At 68.2% G+C, this 13,717-nt stretch carries 18 protein-coding genes and 2 pseudogenes; 6 read left to right on the top strand and 14 right to left on the bottom strand.

Translation table 11 applies throughout. The features are described from left to right. Nucleotides 1–33 precede the first annotated feature (33 nt). The gene (locus ACHMW8_RS04990; protein WP_125155125.1) at nucleotides 34–1,317 is read right to left on the bottom strand and encodes an acetyl-CoA C-acyltransferase; all 1,284 of its coding nucleotides are present in this window, start codon (nucleotides 1,315–1,317) and stop codon (nucleotides 34–36) included. 115 nt (nucleotides 1,318–1,432) lie between these two features. On the opposite strand from ACHMW8_RS04990, the gene hemF reads away from it, so the two are divergent. Both hemF and ACHMW8_RS05000 read left to right on the top strand, forming a co-directional pair. Continuing rightward, nucleotides 1,433–2,320 (top strand): oxygen-dependent coproporphyrinogen oxidase, encoded by an 888-nt coding sequence (hemF, locus tag ACHMW8_RS04995; RefSeq protein ID WP_395444926.1) that lies wholly within the window; start codon nucleotides 1,433–1,435, stop codon nucleotides 2,318–2,320. Further along, on the top strand, nucleotides 2,311–3,108 hold the full coding sequence (locus ACHMW8_RS05000) for a lysostaphin resistance A-like protein (protein ID WP_395444927.1): 798 nt from the start codon (nucleotides 2,311–2,313) through the stop codon (nucleotides 3,106–3,108). The genes hemF and ACHMW8_RS05000 overlap by 10 nt, the downstream gene beginning before the upstream one ends. Here ACHMW8_RS05000 and ACHMW8_RS05005 read toward each other — a convergent pair. Continuing rightward, nucleotides 3,057–3,713: an O-methyltransferase gene (locus ACHMW8_RS05005; protein WP_395444928.1), complete on the bottom strand. Its 657-nt coding sequence runs from the start codon at nucleotides 3,711–3,713 to the stop codon at nucleotides 3,057–3,059. The genes ACHMW8_RS05000 and ACHMW8_RS05005 overlap by 52 nt on opposite strands. Nucleotides 3,714–3,799: 86 nt before the next feature. Here ACHMW8_RS05005 and ACHMW8_RS05010 point away from each other — a divergent pair, with 86 nt between their 5' ends. Together ACHMW8_RS05010 and ACHMW8_RS05015 are read left to right on the top strand one after the other, a co-directional pair. Further along, nucleotides 3,800–4,075, top strand: coding sequence for a helix-turn-helix domain-containing protein (locus tag ACHMW8_RS05010; RefSeq protein WP_395444929.1), 276 nt, complete (start codon nucleotides 3,800–3,802; stop codon nucleotides 4,073–4,075). A 31-nt stretch (nucleotides 4,076–4,106) separates the two neighbouring features. After that, nucleotides 4,107–4,439, top strand: coding sequence for a hypothetical protein (locus tag ACHMW8_RS05015; RefSeq protein WP_395445899.1), 333 nt, complete (start codon nucleotides 4,107–4,109; stop codon nucleotides 4,437–4,439). Here the strand turns inward: ACHMW8_RS05015 and ACHMW8_RS05020 are convergent. From ACHMW8_RS05020 to ACHMW8_RS05055, 8 genes and pseudogenes are all read right to left on the bottom strand, one after another. Next, nucleotides 4,436–4,594 carry a hypothetical protein gene (locus tag ACHMW8_RS05020; RefSeq protein ID WP_395444930.1) on the bottom strand — a complete coding sequence of 53 codons (159 nt, stop codon included), beginning with the start codon at nucleotides 4,592–4,594 and terminating at the stop codon, nucleotides 4,436–4,438. The genes ACHMW8_RS05015 and ACHMW8_RS05020 overlap by 4 nt on opposite strands. Nucleotides 4,595–4,612: 18 nt before the next feature. Beyond that, entirely contained in the window at nucleotides 4,613–5,083 is a 471-nt protein-coding gene (locus ACHMW8_RS05025; protein WP_395444931.1) for an Isoquinoline 1-oxidoreductase subunit, read from the bottom strand. 42 nt (nucleotides 5,084–5,125) lie between these two features. Further along, entirely contained in the window at nucleotides 5,126–5,830 is a 705-nt protein-coding gene (locus ACHMW8_RS05030) for a type 1 glutamine amidotransferase (protein WP_125155120.1), read from the bottom strand. A gap of 23 nt (nucleotides 5,831–5,853) precedes the next feature. Then, nucleotides 5,854–7,074, bottom strand: coding sequence for a CCA tRNA nucleotidyltransferase (locus ACHMW8_RS05035; protein WP_395445900.1), 1,221 nt, complete (start codon nucleotides 7,072–7,074; stop codon nucleotides 5,854–5,856). A 123-nt stretch (nucleotides 7,075–7,197) separates the two neighbouring features. Further along, nucleotides 7,198–7,848 carry a CoA pyrophosphatase gene (locus ACHMW8_RS05040; RefSeq protein ID WP_125155814.1) on the bottom strand — a complete coding sequence of 217 codons (651 nt, stop codon included), beginning with the start codon at nucleotides 7,846–7,848 and terminating at the stop codon, nucleotides 7,198–7,200. Nucleotides 7,849–7,859: 11 nt separating this feature from the next. After that, nucleotides 7,860–8,454, bottom strand: a pseudogene (locus ACHMW8_RS05045) (DUF1285 domain-containing protein). A 49-nt stretch (nucleotides 8,455–8,503) separates the two neighbouring features. Further along, nucleotides 8,504–9,052 (bottom strand): GNAT family N-acetyltransferase, encoded by a 549-nt coding sequence (locus tag ACHMW8_RS05050; protein ID WP_395444932.1) that lies wholly within the window; start codon nucleotides 9,050–9,052, stop codon nucleotides 8,504–8,506. A gap of 64 nt (nucleotides 9,053–9,116) precedes the next feature. Continuing rightward, complete coding sequence (locus ACHMW8_RS05055) at nucleotides 9,117–9,161, bottom strand: hypothetical protein (RefSeq protein WP_395445901.1); 45 nt, start codon at nucleotides 9,159–9,161, stop codon at nucleotides 9,117–9,119. A 96-nt stretch (nucleotides 9,162–9,257) separates the two neighbouring features. Here ACHMW8_RS05055 and ACHMW8_RS05060 point away from each other — a divergent pair, with 96 nt between their 5' ends. After that, nucleotides 9,258–10,523, top strand: coding sequence for an MFS transporter (locus ACHMW8_RS05060; RefSeq protein WP_125155116.1), 1,266 nt, complete (start codon nucleotides 9,258–9,260; stop codon nucleotides 10,521–10,523). A 3-nt stretch (nucleotides 10,524–10,526) separates the two neighbouring features. Here the strand turns inward: ACHMW8_RS05060 and ACHMW8_RS05065 are convergent, their stop codons facing one another. Then, nucleotides 10,527–11,006, bottom strand: a complete 480-nt coding sequence (locus ACHMW8_RS05065) for a GNAT family N-acetyltransferase (protein ID WP_395444933.1) — start codon at nucleotides 11,004–11,006, stop codon at nucleotides 10,527–10,529. Here ACHMW8_RS05065 and ACHMW8_RS05070 point away from each other — a divergent pair. Continuing rightward, the gene (locus ACHMW8_RS05070; RefSeq protein ID WP_199743335.1) at nucleotides 11,005–11,346 is read left to right on the top strand and encodes a TfoX/Sxy family protein; all 342 of its coding nucleotides are present in this window, start codon (nucleotides 11,005–11,007) and stop codon (nucleotides 11,344–11,346) included. The two genes, ACHMW8_RS05065 and ACHMW8_RS05070, sit on opposite strands and share 2 nt — an antisense overlap. On the opposite strand, the pseudogene ACHMW8_RS05075 reads toward ACHMW8_RS05070, so the two are convergent. From ACHMW8_RS05075 to ACHMW8_RS05085, 3 genes and pseudogenes are all read right to left on the bottom strand, one after another. Continuing rightward, nucleotides 11,343–12,213 (bottom strand): annotated as a pseudogene (locus tag ACHMW8_RS05075) (SDR family oxidoreductase). The gene ACHMW8_RS05070 and the pseudogene ACHMW8_RS05075 overlap by 4 nt on opposite strands. Further along, nucleotides 12,210–12,725, bottom strand: a complete 516-nt coding sequence (locus ACHMW8_RS05080) for a hypothetical protein (protein ID WP_395444934.1) — start codon at nucleotides 12,723–12,725, stop codon at nucleotides 12,210–12,212. The pseudogene ACHMW8_RS05075 and the gene ACHMW8_RS05080 overlap by 4 nt, the downstream one beginning before the upstream one ends. Beyond that, a complete protein-coding gene (locus ACHMW8_RS05085) occupies nucleotides 12,725–13,696 on the bottom strand; it encodes an SDR family NAD(P)-dependent oxidoreductase (RefSeq protein ID WP_395444935.1) in 972 nt (323 codons plus the stop codon). Before ACHMW8_RS05085 ends, ACHMW8_RS05080 begins: the two co-directional genes overlap by 1 nt. Nucleotides 13,697–13,717 lie beyond the last annotated feature (21 nt).

The raw sequence follows: 13,717 nt of genomic DNA on the forward strand, positions 1-13,717 counted from the left end.
GCCAAAACCGGCGTCCACTTTTGGCTGTCGCGCTTACGCGCTCTCCAGCAGCATCATCGTGCCCTGGCCGCCGTCGGCGCAGATGCTGACGATCGCGCGCTCGCCCTTCGGACGGGCGGCCAGCTCCTTCACCGCCTGGCTGAGAATCCGCGCTCCGGTCGCCCCGAACGGGTGACCCAGCGCCAGCGAGCCGCCGAACGGGTTCATGCGATCGCGCGGGAACGCGCCCATCGGCGCAGTGACGCCGGCCTTGTCGCTCAGAAACTTGGCGCTTTCCCACGCCGCGATGTGCGACAGCACCTGGGCGGCGAAGGCCTCGTGGATCTCCCACAGCCCGACATCGGCATAGGTCATGCCGTTGCGGGCCAGCATGCGCGGCACGCCATAGGCGGGGGCCATCAGCAGGCCCTCGTGCCGCAGGTCTATCGACGTGACTTCGTGATCGACGATCTTCACCTTCGGGGTCTCTGACGGCAGGCGAGCCATGCCGGCCTCGGAGCCGACCCAGATCGCCGCGGCCCCGTCGGTCAGGGGCGAGGAGTTGCCGGCCGTCAGCGTGCCCTTGCCGCTGGTCTTGTCGAAGGCCGGCCCCAACTTGGCCAGCTTCTCCAGCGTCGAGTCCTTGCGCGGGATGGTGTCGCGCTTGGCGCCGCCGATCGGGATGACCAGGTCGTCGAAGAAACCTTCCTCCCAGCCCTTCACCGCGCCCTGGTGGCTGGCGAAGGCGATAGCGTCCTGGTCGGCGCGCGACAGGCCCCATTCCTTGGCGGTGATCTCGGTGTGCTCGCCCATCGACAGGCCCGTGACCCGGTTGGCGACCTTGGGAATGAACAGCTTCACGTCCTTCAGGTTCAGCGCGCCCAGGGCCTGGAGGCGCTGGCCGCCGGTCTTGGCGCCCTGGAACTTGCGGATCCAATCCGAGAGGGCGACCGAAAGGCCGATCTGCACCCGGCTCATGCTCTCGACGCCGCCGACCAAGGCGAGGTCTCGACCGCGCCCGTCGATCATGCCGGCCGCCTCGATCGCGCCGATCATGCTGGTCGAGCAGGCCATGATCGTGGAGAAGGCCGGAATGGTCGGGTCGGCCCCGGCGTCCAGCAAGACCTCTCGCGCCAGGTTGCTCCAGGTCAGGTTCGGAATGACCGTGCCCCAGACCGCGAAATCAGGCCGCGCCCCTTTCGCCAGCATCGCCTTCACGACTGGCACGGAAAGCTCGATCGCGTCGTAGGACGCCAGCGGCCCGTCGACCTTGGCGAACGGGGTGCGGACGCCCGAGGCGATCCAGACATCGGCCGAGGACTTGGCGGCGGCGGGCATGGGCGAACTCCGGAAGGCGCTGAGACCTTGATCTATATGGGGCCGCCGCGCCGTTCTTGTCGAATATCGCCATGACCGATTTGCGCGGCGGCGCGCGGCGGCTTAATCGGACGACATGAGCACCGACCAAGATCTCGAAATTCTGGCCCTCGACGACAAGAAGGTCAGGGCCCGCGCCTGGTTCGAAAGCCTGCGCGACCAGATCTGCGCGCAATTCGAACGCCTGGAGGACGAGGCGCCCGCCGATCTCTACCCAGGCGCGCCCGGCCGCTTCGAGAAGAAGCCCTGGAACCGGGAGGCCGGCGGCGGCGGCGTCATGGGCATGATGCACGGCCGCCTGTTCGAGAAGGTCGGCGTCCACGTCTCGACGGTGCACGGGACCTTCACGCCCGAGATGGCGAAGAACATGCCGGGCGCGGCCGAGGACCCGCGGTTCTTCGCCACCGGCATCAGCCTGATCGCGCACATGACCAATCCACGCGTGCCGGCCGTGCACATGAACACCCGCTTCATCGCCACGACCAGGAGCTGGTTCGGCGGCGGCGGGGATCTCACGCCCCTGCTCGGCTATCAGCGCCAGCAGGACTTCCCGGACGCCATCGACTTCCACGCCGCCTATCAGCGGGCCTGCGACAAGCACGATCCGGACTGGTACGCCAAGTACAAGGCCTGGTGCGACGAGTACTTCTTCCTGCCCCACCGTAACGAACCGCGCGGTATCGGCGGCATCTTCTACGATCACCACGACAGCGGCGACTGGCAGCGGGACTTCGCCTTCACTCAAGATGTCGGCCGGGCGTTCCTGGAGATCTATCCGACCCTGGTCCGCCGCCGGATGGGCGAGGCCTGGAGCGCCGACGAGCGCGAACAGCAGCTGGTCCAGCGCGGCCGCTATGTCGAGTTCAATCTGCTCTACGACCGCGGCACGATGTTCGGGCTCAAGACCGGCGGCAATGTCGAGTCGATCCTCAGCTCGATGCCGCCAGCCGTGAAATGGCCTTAGACGCAGCGCCCGTCGGCCGCCGGATCGCGGCTTTCGTCATCCTGTTCGCCCTCTACCAATCGGCCGAGGGCGTAGGAATGCTCTGGCTGCACAGCCCCGCTCTTCAGGCGGTGCTGATGATCGCCGCGCTGCTGGCGGCTTGGCCCATCGGGCGCTGGCTGCTGGGTTATCGCGGCTATGACGCCTACGCCCTCGACTTCAAGCCGGGTTGGGCGCGGCTGGTTCTGGTCGGCATTCTGCTGGCCGCCCTGGCGCGGCTCGCCGCGATCTTCTGGGGGCTGGCCAACGGAACCTTCGTCTTCGGTTCGCCGCCCGCCTCGCACACACCGATTTTCTGGATCGGCATGGTCGCCGGCGCGGCGCTGTCGACCTTCGTCGCCTCGATTGCCGAGGACATTCTGACCCGCGGCTTCTGGCTGAAGGCCTCGGGCGTCACCTGGACCGGCCCGGCCTTCGTCTTGGCCAGCAGCGCCATCTATCTGCTGAACCACATCTACCGACTGGGCGACGGGCCGTTGGCCTGGATGCGGATTTTCTGCTTCGGCCTGGCCTACGCGGCCGCGGCCTGGCGCTGGAAGACCCTCTGGGCCGCTGTCGGCCTGCACTGGGGCTGGAACCTGACCAACACCTTGCTCGACGGCGCAGTCACCATCGACGCGGCCCGTCCGGACGGGTCGCCCTGGCTCTCGGCCGGGGCGCACCTCGTCCTGACGGCGATCGTGCTGCTGTGGCCCGTTCAGAGCCGCATCGACAGCTCGACATCCTCGCCGAACGGCACGGACAGGTAGCCAGCCTCGGTCGACCGCACGCGCGCCAGATAGTCCGGCGCGTAGTCGGCGTTGTCGGCTATGATCAACGCGCCCGGCCGCAGGCGGCTTTCCAGCAGACCGAGGATGTCCGGATAGAGCGCCTTGGCGCCGTCCAGCAGGACGAGGTCGATCGTCTCCGGCAGGTCGACGGCCAGGGTCTGCAGCGCATCGCCCAGGCGGATCTCGACCAGGTCCAGCAGGCCGCCGGCCACCAGGTGCTCTTGGGCGCGCTCGGCCTTGAAGGCCTCGAACTCGGTGGTGATCAGCCGGCCGCCACCCCCGTGCCCCCAATTGTCGCGCAGGGCCGCGGCCAGGTGCAGGGTCGAGACGCCGAACGAGGTCCCGAATTCGACAATCGTCTTCGCGCCGATCGATCGCGCCAGCATGTAGAGCAGCGCGCCGGTCTCGCGCGACACCGCCAGCGGGAATTCCTTCAGGGCGCCGTAGATGTCGAGATATTCGGTCTTGCTGCGCATCAACCGCTCGCGCTCGGCGGCGGGCACGCCGGAGAAGACGGGGCGCGCCGTGTCGCTCAAATCGAACAGACGGCCCAGCAGGGGCCCAAGCTTGTTCAGGGTGTTCATGGAGGTCTCCCAAAGCGCGGTGTTGCGCCGACCTCAGAAATGCGACTAATTCGTCAGGTTTCCTAGTCGCGTTGCTGGACGCCCCGATGCCCGATCACCCAAGCCCCCGGATTTCCTCGCGAAAGCAGCCCAAGCAGGCCCGATCGACCGAGTTGGTGGCGGCGATCCTGGAGGCGGCTGTTCAGGTTCTGACCAAGGAGGGCGCGGCGCGTTTCACCACCGCTCGGGTCGCCGACAAGGCCGGGGTCAGCGTCGGTTCGGTCTACCAGTATTTCCCGAACAAGGCGGCGATCCTGTTCCGGCTGCAGAGCGACGAATGGCGCGCAGACCACCGACCTGCTGCGCGCCATCCTGGAGGATAGCGCCAGGCCGCCGCTGGAGCGCCTGCGCGCCCTGGTCCATGCCTTCGTTCGGTCGGAGTGCGAGGAGGCGACAATGCGCACGGCGCTGAACGACGCCGCGCCCCTCTATCGCGACGCGCCCGAGGCCCAGGAAGCGCGGGTGTCGGGAACCGACACCATCCGCGACTTCATGCGCGAGGCGCTGCCGGACGCCGCAGAGGCGATCCGCGTCCAGGCCGGCGACCTGATCACCCTGACGCTGAAGGAGGTCGCCAAGGCCTTCTCGGAGGCACCCCGGACGGACGCCGAGATCACGGCCCATGCCGACGCCATGGCCGACATGTTCGCCGCCTATCTGGCTAGCCTGGATTCAAGACGGCCCTAGGCGGGCTTGGGGCACTTGGCGCCGGTGTCTATCCACGCCTTGATCAGCTCGCCGAACTGCGCCTGCGTGCCGGGGGCCGGGATCCGTCCGGCGCCCGGGTTCCAGGCCCAGCCGACCAGGTGATCCTGCGCCATGTGATGATGCAGCTCGGCCATGGACTTGCCGCCGTTGGTTCAGGGATTTTTGATCTGGGCGCAGATCTGGCCCAGCGACTTGCCCTGCCAGGCCATCTCGGCGGGGGCCAGGGCCCATTTCGGATCACCGGGGATGCTCTTGATGTCCGCGCCCCAGGTCGGGACGTTGGCCGCCGTATGGCACGAGAAGCACGGCATGCCCGCTGGCCCATGGCCGCTGTCGCCAGCGACCATGGGCGGATCGTGCGGATGCAGGTTGTCGCCCTGCGTCGGGGCGCGCTGGACGGGGTGACAGTTCAGGCAGCGCGGGCTCTGGATCACCTTGCCCGCCTCCTGGAACAGGGCGACCGACCGCGCGGCCGGGTCCTTGATCGACTGGAAGCTGGCGGCGGACTTCAGCGCGACGGGCGCCGGGGTCGACTTGGCTTCGGGCGCGGCCTGGACGCTGGCGACGACCGCGCCGGCTGCGGCCAGGGTTCCGGCCAGGATCACGACAGTAGCGATACGCATGGACGGACCTCCCGGATTTCACCGCGGGAGGAACGCGCCTGCTTAGCCTTGGGTTTCCTGCTTCAGGAAACCAATGATCCATTCGGCCATGCGCGTCTGGTCGTTGTCGGCGCCCAGGCTGGCGATGGCCGCGTCGGCCTGCTCGTCGGTGAAACGCGTGCCACGCCGCGCCTCGATCAGCGCCGTGGCGTAGGCCGGCGAGAATTCGGGATGGAACTGCATCGAGATCGCCCGTGCGTCGTCATAGGCCAGGATGCCGTACGGCGTGAACGCGCTGCCGGCCAGCACCCGCGCGCCGGGCGGCAGGGCCGTCACCTGGTCCTGGTGCGAGCCGGGCACGGCCACGTGGCGGACATCGTCCATCCACGGCGCGCGGTCCGAGACCTCGTAGGCCTGCAGGCCCACGCCCCAGCCCTTGTCTGACTTCTCGGCCTTGCCGCCGAACGCCTCGGCCATGATCTGGTGACCGAAGCACACGCCGACCATCGGCTGCTCGCCCTTGGCCTCGCGCAGAAAGGCCTTCAGCGGCTCGATCCACGGCAGCGGGTCATAGACCCCGACCGCCGAGCCGGTGATGACATAGGCGTCGTTCTCGGCCGGATCGGCGGGCAGCTCGCCTTTCTGGACGTCGTAGACGCGGTAGCTGTGCTCGGGACCCAGCAGCGCCTCGAACATCGCCGAATAACTGCCATGGGTCTCCGCGAGGTCGCCCGGCGGATTGCCGGTCTCGAGCAGGCCGATCTTCAAGACACCCCTCCGAACCTTGGACGCTAATAGACCATACCTTGCGCGACCGCCTTCAGTCGCTCGATAGCGCTGAACTTATCCTCGATGAAGTCCTGGTCGATCCACCAGATCTCGATCTCGCGCATCACCTCGCCGACCATCGGCCCCTTGGGCACGCCCGCCTGCATGATCTCGTCGCCCGACAGCGGGAAGGCCGGCGGGCTCCAGGTCTCCGCCAGGGCCAGCAGGGCCCGCCATTGAGGAGCGGTGGAGTCGCGGCCCGATCCGGCCCAGGCCAGCTTGATCCGGTCGCTGAAGGCGCGCACGCCCAGGCCGTAGACGGCGCGCCGCGCTTCACGCGGGCTCATCCACGAGACGACGCGCGGAACTCTGCCTACAGCGTCGACGATCCGATCACGGACATTGTTGGGCAGGCGCAGACGCTCGGCCAGGTCGGCGGCCTGCTTGGGATCGTCCGGGATCAGGGCCGCCAGGCGCAGGTCCGGGTCGTTCTCGAACAACTGCTCGGTCTCAATGGCGACCAGGGCCTCGAAGCGGGCCAGAGACTTCACCTGCGGCAGGATCGAGGACAGCACGCTGGTCGCCGCCATCAGGCGCAGGGCCGGACGCGGGTCGTCCGCGGCCAGCATCTTCATCAGTTCCTTCTGAGTGCGCTCGGCGGCGCGGCCCGAGACCATGCCCTTCAGCGCCTTGCAGGCCGCCAGGGCCTTCTGGTCGGCCTCCCCCTTGCCGTACCAGGCCTGGAACCGGAAGAAGCGCAGGATGCGCAGATAGTCCTCGCGGATGCGGGTCATCGGATCGCCGACGAACACCACCCGGCCCTCGTGGGCGTCCTTGATCCCCTCGCCCGTCGGGTCGTAGAGCCGCCCTTCCAGGTCCGCGTAAAGGGCGTTGAAGCGGAAATCGCGACGCTCGGCGTCCTGACCCCAGTCCTGGGTGAAGGCCACCACCGCCCGGCGGCCGTCAGTCGAGACGTCCTTGCGCAAGGTGGTGATCTCATAGGGCCGGCCGCCCGACAACGCCGTGATCGTGCCATGGTCGACGCCGGTCGGAATGGCGCGCAGGCCGGCCTGCTCCAGGGCGTCGATGATCAGGTCCGGCGTCAGGGTGGTGGCGATGTCGATGTCGTCTATGGGCTTGCCCATCACCGCGTTGCGCACGCACCCGCCGACGAAGCGCGCGCAGCCCGGATAGCCGCGCGCCTCCAGGGCGGCGAAGACCGCCCTTGTTTCAGGTAGCGCCATCCACGGCTGAACATCGATCGTTTCAGTGCTCAACGCCTGTCTCCCCACAGCACGCGCTTCGCCCCTTGAATGGGGCGACATTGTTAGGCCAGGAGACCCTGGCTTCGCCAGATGCGAAACACCCTATTCGGAGGGCGCCCGTCCGCTTTCGTCGTAAAGCGCCTCGTACAACGACCGGAGCATCCCGGCCGTCGCGCCCCATATGAACCGGTCGTTCCAGGGCATGGCATAGAAATGACGCCGCGCCCCGTCCGGCGCCTCACGCGACTGCCGCTGATGGTTGATTGGGTCCATCAGGAAGGCAAACGGCGTCTCGAAGACGTCGGCCACCTCCTCGGGACTGGCGACGAAGGTCGCCTTCGGGTCGATGAAGCCCACCACCGGGGTCACGTGGAAACCGGTCACGGTCTGGTAGCCATGCAGCAAGCCCGCCACGGTCACCAGCGCCGGGTCGAGGTTCACCTCTTCCTGGGCCTCGCGCAGGGCCGTCTGCCAGGGCGTCTCGCCCGGATCGCAGCGACCGCCGGGAAAGGCGATCTGGCCGGTGTGGCTGCGCAGGGTGTCGGAGCGGCGGGTCAGCAGGACCGTCAGCCCGTCCTCGTGCTCGATCAGCCCCACCAGCACGGCGGCCGGACGCAGGGCGTGCGGATTGTCGACCTTGAGGCCGGGGTTGAGGTCGTAGTCGGACTTCTTCGGATTGGCGAGGCTGGGGTCGTAGTCCGAGATCGGATGCAGGCGGCTGGTGATCCAGGCGCGGCGTTCTTCCCGCGTCATGTCCGGGTGCGTCATGCCGCGACGGCTCCCGGCGGCGCGATCGGGAAGAACGCGCCGTTCGAGCCGACGCCCCAGACGCCATCCTGTTCGCGCGCCATCTCGGCCAATTCGTAGAACACCGGCCGGGCGATCAGCGCTTCAAGGCCGCGCCGGACGTGGACATAGGGACGCGGCTCGCCGCTGTCCGGATCGATCTCGACGCGGATGGCATTGTCCGGCCCCGCCTCGAGCGTGTCGCCGACATTGGTCTGGAAGACCAGCGCATCGCGCCCATCGTCCTTTTGGATGCGGTCGACGCGGGTGGCGATGAACGGCGCGTCCTCGACCGTGATCCTCATCTTCTCGACGGGCGTGACCAGGTGATAGCCGTCCGGGATCGAGTCGCAGCACGGTCGAGAACAGCCGCACCAGGGCCTCCCGGCCGATCGGCGAGCCCTCGTGGAACCAGACCCCGTCCTTGCGAATGCGGATGTCGATCTCGCCGCAGTGCTCAGGATGCCATAGATGAACCGGCGGCAGGCCGCGCCCGCCGGCGCCCCCGCCTTGCGCGATCTGGGCGGCCTGGGCGACGCCGTCCAGCCCGGTCTTGGGAGATGCGTCGGTCATCACGGATCAGTTAGGCCCATAGGCCATCGCACTCAAGCAAGAGTGGCGCTCAAGCGCGCGGATCGATCTCGACCAGGCCCGCAAGCCCTTCGTCCCCGGCTTCCCTAAGCGGCAGCAGCAGCACGCGGCGCTGATCCACCGGGCCGGGCATGACGACGCCGGCCGTATGGGCGTTGGTGAAGCCGACCCGGCCGAAATAGGGACCGTCGCCGACCAGCAGCACCGCGCGCCAGCCGGCCGCGCGGGCGGCCTCCACGGCGCGCTCGACCAGGGCCTGGCCCAGGCCCGCGCTGCGCTCATCGGGATCCACCGCCAGCGGCCCCAGGAAGGCGACCGGCTCGCCGCCGATCGTCACCGGCCACATGCGGCAGCAGCCGACCGGCTTGTCGTCGCGCAGGGCCACGAACGAGCAGTCGGCCAGCAGGGTGTTGCCCTCGCGCAAGCGCTCGGACGACTTGGCGAAGCGGCCGGGGCCGAACACCCGGTCGATCAGGCGCGTGACCGCCGCCTCCATCGCCGGGGTCTCGTTGACCAGGGGCGGATAGGCGGGCGCGGGCGGAACGGTCTTTTGAACGTCTAACTTGGAAAGAGAGGTCATCGGCCTTCGGGAAATGCGAAAGAGCGTCGGGGGCTCCCGACGCGAAGGCGCGACCGGGAGGGCGTCAGGTCGTGGCGCGTTCGCGCGTCATTCGTCGCAGGCGTCGCATCGCCTAAACCTCCAAAAGATGCGCGCGCTGTAGGGCCAAGCCTTTCTCAGGTCAATAACGTTGCGGTGCGCGAAGCGCGGCCTATGTTGCGGGCCGATGTCCGACCTCGCCTCCCCCGCGCCCCCTGTTCCCGACACCTCTACCCGCGCCCTGTTGCGGGAGCGTGACTTCCTCCTCTTCTGGGTGGCGCGTTTCGTCTCCACCCTGGGGGTGCAGGTCCAGTCGGTGGCCCTTGGCTGGCAGGTCTACGCCATCGCCCGCCTGACCCACTCGGTGGGCGAGTCGGCCTTCATGGTCAGCATGATCGGCCTGGCCCAGTTCGTGCCGCTGTTCCTGCTGACCCTCGTGGCCGGCGAGACGGCCGACCGACGGACCCGCAAGTTGATCGTCGCTCTCACCCTGTGCCTGGACGCGATCAGCGCCAGCATATTGCTGGTCCTGGCGCTGATGGGCTCGCACGCGTTGTGGCCGATCTTCGCCGTCTCCGTGATGTTCGGGGCCAGCCGCGCGTTCCTCTCGCCCGCCAGCAGCGCCATGGGCCCGATGCTGGTGCCGCGCCCGCTCTTGCCGCGCGCCATCGCCTGGAACTCGCTGTCCTGGCAGAGCGGCTCGATCATTGGCCCCGCGCTGGGCGGCCTGCTGTTGATCCACTCGCCGGCCCTGGCCTTCGGGGCCTCGCTGGGCCTCTACCTGGCCGCCGCCCTGCTGGCCCTGGCGATCCGCAAGAACACCAGGCCGGAGACGCAGCCCGGCTCGCGCGTCGAGCTGATCAAGGAGGGTCTGTCCTACGTCTGGAACAACAAGATCGTCTTCGGCTCGATCTCGCTGGACCTGTTCGCGGTGATCCTGGGCGGGGCCACGGCCCTGCTGCCGGTGTTCGCCAAGGACGTGCTGCACATCGGCCCTGGCGGCTTCGGCCTGTTGCGCGCGGCCCCGGCCATCGGCGCCTCGCTCGTCGGGATCTACCTGGCCAGCAACCCGATCCGCCGCAACGCCGGCAAGATCATGTTCACCGGCGTGGCCGTGTTCGGCCTGGCGACGGCGGTGTTCGGCCTCTCCAAGCTGGAATGGCTCTCGGTCGGGGCCCTGGCCGTGCTGGGCGGGGCCGACATGCTTTCGGTCTATGTCCGTCAGACCCTGGTCCAGATCGTCACCCCTGACGCCATGCGCGGCCGCGTCGCCGCCGTCTCGGGCGTGTTCATCAGCGCCTCCAACGAACTGGGCGAGGTCGAGAGCGGGGCCATGGCCTGGCTGCTGGGTCCCATCGGCGCGGCGGTGTTCGGCGGTGTCGGGGCCATGGCGGTGACGGCCCTCTGGGCCTTTCTGTTCCCCGACCTGCGCAAGGCCGACCGCCTGGAATAGACTCTAGAGTCCCGCCAGCTTGCGGATGCCGTCGCCGGTCAGCCGGCGGATGATCCATTCGCCCATCGCGGCCGCGCCGAGGCTGTCATAGAAGGCGATCGACGGGGCGTTCCAGTCGAGCACCGTCCACTCCAGGCGGCCCAGACCCTCGTCGACGCAGCGCTTGGCGAGGTTGGCCAGCAGAGCCTTGCCCGCGCCCGCGCCCCGCGCCGAGGGCCGCACGAAGAGATCCTCCAGATAGATCCCGTGCCGGCCCACGAAGGTCGAGTAGTTGTAGAACCACAGGGCGAAGCCGACGGGCTGGCCGTCGAGCTCGGCGATATCCGCGAAGGCGCGGGCCTTGGGACCGAACAGGGCCGCGGCCGTATCGGCCTCCGTCGCCTCCACCGTGTCGAGCAGCTTTTCATAGTCCGCCAGATCGAGGATGAACTGGTGGATCAGGGCGGCGTCGGCGGGCGTGGCCGAGCGAATGGAAACGGACATGGCGGTCTCTGCGGACTATCGGGACTTCGTTGTGGAGCAACTGGCCCCCCTGGGCCAGATCACCGCGCGCCGGATGTTCGGCGGAGTCGGCGTCTACGCGAACGGCCTGTTCTTCGCGCTGATCGACGACGACGTCCTCTACCTCAAGGGCGATGAGACGCTGAAGGGCGCGTTCGAGGCCGCCGGCTCACAGGCCTTCGCGCCCTTCGGCCACGACAGGCCCATGGCCTACTGGACCGCCCCGGCCGAGGCGCTGGACGACCAGGACCTCCTGTTGGAATGGTCGCGCAGGTCGCTGGAGGTCGCGGCGAAAGCGGCGACCTCCAAGAAGAAGCGCTAGCCGATCTTCACGCCCAGCGGCGGCGCGCTGCTCTCCGGCACGAAGAAGTCCGGCATCAGGGTCGCGGCCGGATCGACCTTGTACTGGTCAAAGTCCCGCACGCCCTCGTCGTACAGGAAACTATCATCAATCAAGAAGTTCCCCGAGAACTCACGCGACGGCTTGCAGAAGATCGCGTGGGCGGCGTCGGCCATGATCTCGACCGTCCGGCAGTGCTTGAGACCCTCGTCGCCGGCCAGGGCGAACTGGATGGCGGCGGTGGCGATGCCGGTGCGCGGCCACAGGGCGTTGAAGGCGATACCGTCGCTCTTGAACTCTTCCGCCATGCCCAGCACGCACATCGACATGCCGAACTTGGCCATGGTGTAGGCCACGTGCGGCCCGAACCAGCGCGGCGACATGTCCAGCGGCGGCGACAGCATCAGGACGTGCGGGTTCTCGGCCTTCTTCAGATAGGGGATGCAGGCCTTCGAGGTGACGAACGTGCCGCGCGTATTGATCTGGTGCATCAGGTCGTAGCGCTTCATGTCGGTCGACAGCGTCCCGGTCAGCGAGATGGCCGAGGCGTTGTTCACGCAGATGTCGATCCCGCCGAACCGCGCGACGGCCTTCTCGACGGCCTCCTGGACATTGGCCTCCTCGCGCACGTCGACCACCAGCGGCAGGGCCTGGCCGCCGGCGTCCTCGATCGCCTTGGCCGCGGTGTAGATGGTGCCCGGCAGCTTCGGATGCGCCTCGGCGGTCTTGGCGGCGATGACGATATTGGCTCCGTCCCGCGCCGCGCGCAGCGCGATGGCCAGGCCTATGCCGGCGCGAGGCGCCGGTGACGAAGAGGGTCTTGCCCCGAAGCGAATTGGGCTGGCTCATGCGGGTTCTCCACGCGCTTTGATCAGGTCGACGCCGGCGGCGATGAAGCCGAGGATAAAGCTCATCTTGGCCACGTGCGCGACGGGACCGTGATCCTTCAGAGCGACGCCGACAAGGCCGATGACGAGCGCGACGATCCACAGACCGGCGGCGATGCGGAACGTCTTGGCCCGGAGCAGGTCGACAGCCCAGACCACCATGCCGATCGACCAGACGCTGGAGGCGATCATGTACGAGGCCTCGCCGAACATCCTGGCCGACGAGGTCCGCACCAGCATCACGCCCAACAGCGCCAGCACGAACCCGGCCAGGCCCAGAAGGCTCGCGGCGCGCCGGCTCGCCGACCAGACGCCCAACATGCCGAACATCAGCAGCAGATCGATGGCCACGTAGACAAGGTGCGGCTGAGGCTCGACCAGATGCGGATAGATGACGAACGGCGCGACGATGTCGATCACCGCGCCGATGATCGTGGCCCCGCCGGCCAAGCGCAGGACGGAACGATCGTCCATCAGGCGCCGGCGCCCGTGGTCTTGACGGACAGATCCCACAAGCGGTCGGCCGCGTCGGGGTCGAGGGCGTGGGGCATGACGCCGTTCCAGGGGTGTTCCTGGCTCCATGGGACGGCCTGGTTGCAGTCCTCCAGATAGAGCCCGCCGACGCCGTCCAGCTCGTCGCCGACCGCGGCCCAGACGCTGGTCGCCGCGCCCTGCTCGGTGCTCTTGAAGCCCTCGCGCGGCTTGTCGTGCTCGTCCAACCAGCCCATGGCCCGCTGCTCGTCCAGCGTCATGTGCCGCTGCAGCGGAGTCATGATGCCGCCGGGCATGACGGCGTTGGCGTTGACGCCCTGGTCCTTGAACCGCTTGTCAAAGCCGACCGCGAACAGGCTGTTGGCCGTCTTGGCCTGGCCGTAGGCCTCCCACTTGTCGTAGGACCGGGTCTGGTAGTTCGGGTCCTCGAAATGGACCGGCGAGCGACGGTGGCCGATCGAGGACAGCGACACCAGCCGCGATCGGTGGCCCGAGTGCTCGGCGCCGTCGACCAGGTTCGGGGCCAGCAGCACCGACAGCAGGAAATGGCCGAAATGGTTCGTGCCGATCTGCATCTCGAGGCCGTCGACCGTGCGCGACAGCGGGCAGGCCATCACGCCGGCGTTGTTGATCAGGATGTTCAGCCGGCGATCGCCCCAGCGGTGAGCGAAGTGGCGGATGGCCTCGAAACTGGAAAGATCCAGCATCCCGAAGCTGGCCCGCTTCATGCCGACCTCTTCGTTGATCTGGTTGGCGACCGCCTCGCCCAGCTCCGGCTTGCGCGCGGCGATGATCACCTCCGCGCCCGCCAGGGCCAGGGCCCGCGCCGTCTCGACGCCGATCCCGGTGGCCGCGCCGGTGACGATGGCGACCTTGCCCGACAGGTCATGGCCCGCGACGACCTCGCGCGCCGTCGACTTCGCCCCGAAGGGCGAGGTGATCCGTTCCGCCATCTGATCCTCCCAGATCGTAGT

Origin of the sequence: Caulobacter sp. UC70_42, assembly GCF_044056025.1 — a bacterium.
GTDB lineage: Bacteria > Pseudomonadota > Alphaproteobacteria > Caulobacterales > Caulobacteraceae > Caulobacter.

Excerpts from the sequence above, each read along its gene's own strand:
- ACHMW8_RS05070 (WP_199743335.1), top strand. The coding sequence starts at position 11,005 with ATGGCGGTCTCTGCGGACTATCGGGACTTCGTTGTGGAGCAACTGGCC.
- ACHMW8_RS05025 (WP_395444931.1), bottom strand. The coding sequence starts at position 5,083 with ATGCGTATCGCTACTGTCGTGATCCTGGCCGGAACCCTGGCCGCAGCC.
- ACHMW8_RS05060 (WP_125155116.1), top strand. The coding sequence starts at position 9,258 with ATGTCCGACCTCGCCTCCCCCGCGCCCCCTGTTCCCGACACCTCTACC.
- hemF (WP_395444926.1), top strand. The coding sequence starts at position 1,433 with ATGAGCACCGACCAAGATCTCGAAATTCTGGCCCTCGACGACAAGAAG.
- ACHMW8_RS05065 (WP_395444933.1), bottom strand. The coding sequence starts at position 11,006 with ATGTCCGTTTCCATTCGCTCGGCCACGCCCGCCGACGCCGCCCTGATC.
- ACHMW8_RS05010 (WP_395444929.1), top strand. The coding sequence starts at position 3,800 with ATGCCCGATCACCCAAGCCCCCGGATTTCCTCGCGAAAGCAGCCCAAG.
- ACHMW8_RS05005 (WP_395444928.1), bottom strand. The coding sequence starts at position 3,713 with ATGAACACCCTGAACAAGCTTGGGCCCCTGCTGGGCCGTCTGTTCGAT.
- ACHMW8_RS05050 (WP_395444932.1), bottom strand. The coding sequence starts at position 9,052 with ATGACCTCTCTTTCCAAGTTAGACGTTCAAAAGACCGTTCCGCCCGCG.
- ACHMW8_RS04990 (WP_125155125.1), bottom strand. The coding sequence starts at position 1,317 with ATGCCCGCCGCCGCCAAGTCCTCGGCCGATGTCTGGATCGCCTCGGGC.
- ACHMW8_RS05035 (WP_395445900.1), bottom strand. The coding sequence starts at position 7,074 with ATGGCGCTACCTGAAACAAGGGCGGTCTTCGCCGCCCTGGAGGCGCGC.
- ACHMW8_RS05085 (WP_395444935.1), bottom strand. The coding sequence starts at position 13,696 with ATGGCGGAACGGATCACCTCGCCCTTCGGGGCGAAGTCGACGGCGCGC.
- ACHMW8_RS05040 (WP_125155814.1), bottom strand. The coding sequence starts at position 7,848 with ATGACGCGGGAAGAACGCCGCGCCTGGATCACCAGCCGCCTGCATCCG.
- ACHMW8_RS05080 (WP_395444934.1), bottom strand. The coding sequence starts at position 12,725 with ATGGACGATCGTTCCGTCCTGCGCTTGGCCGGCGGGGCCACGATCATC.
- ACHMW8_RS05020 (WP_395444930.1), bottom strand. The coding sequence starts at position 4,594 with ATGGCCGAGCTGCATCATCACATGGCGCAGGATCACCTGGTCGGCTGG.
- ACHMW8_RS05000 (WP_395444927.1), top strand. The coding sequence starts at position 2,311 with ATGGCCTTAGACGCAGCGCCCGTCGGCCGCCGGATCGCGGCTTTCGTC.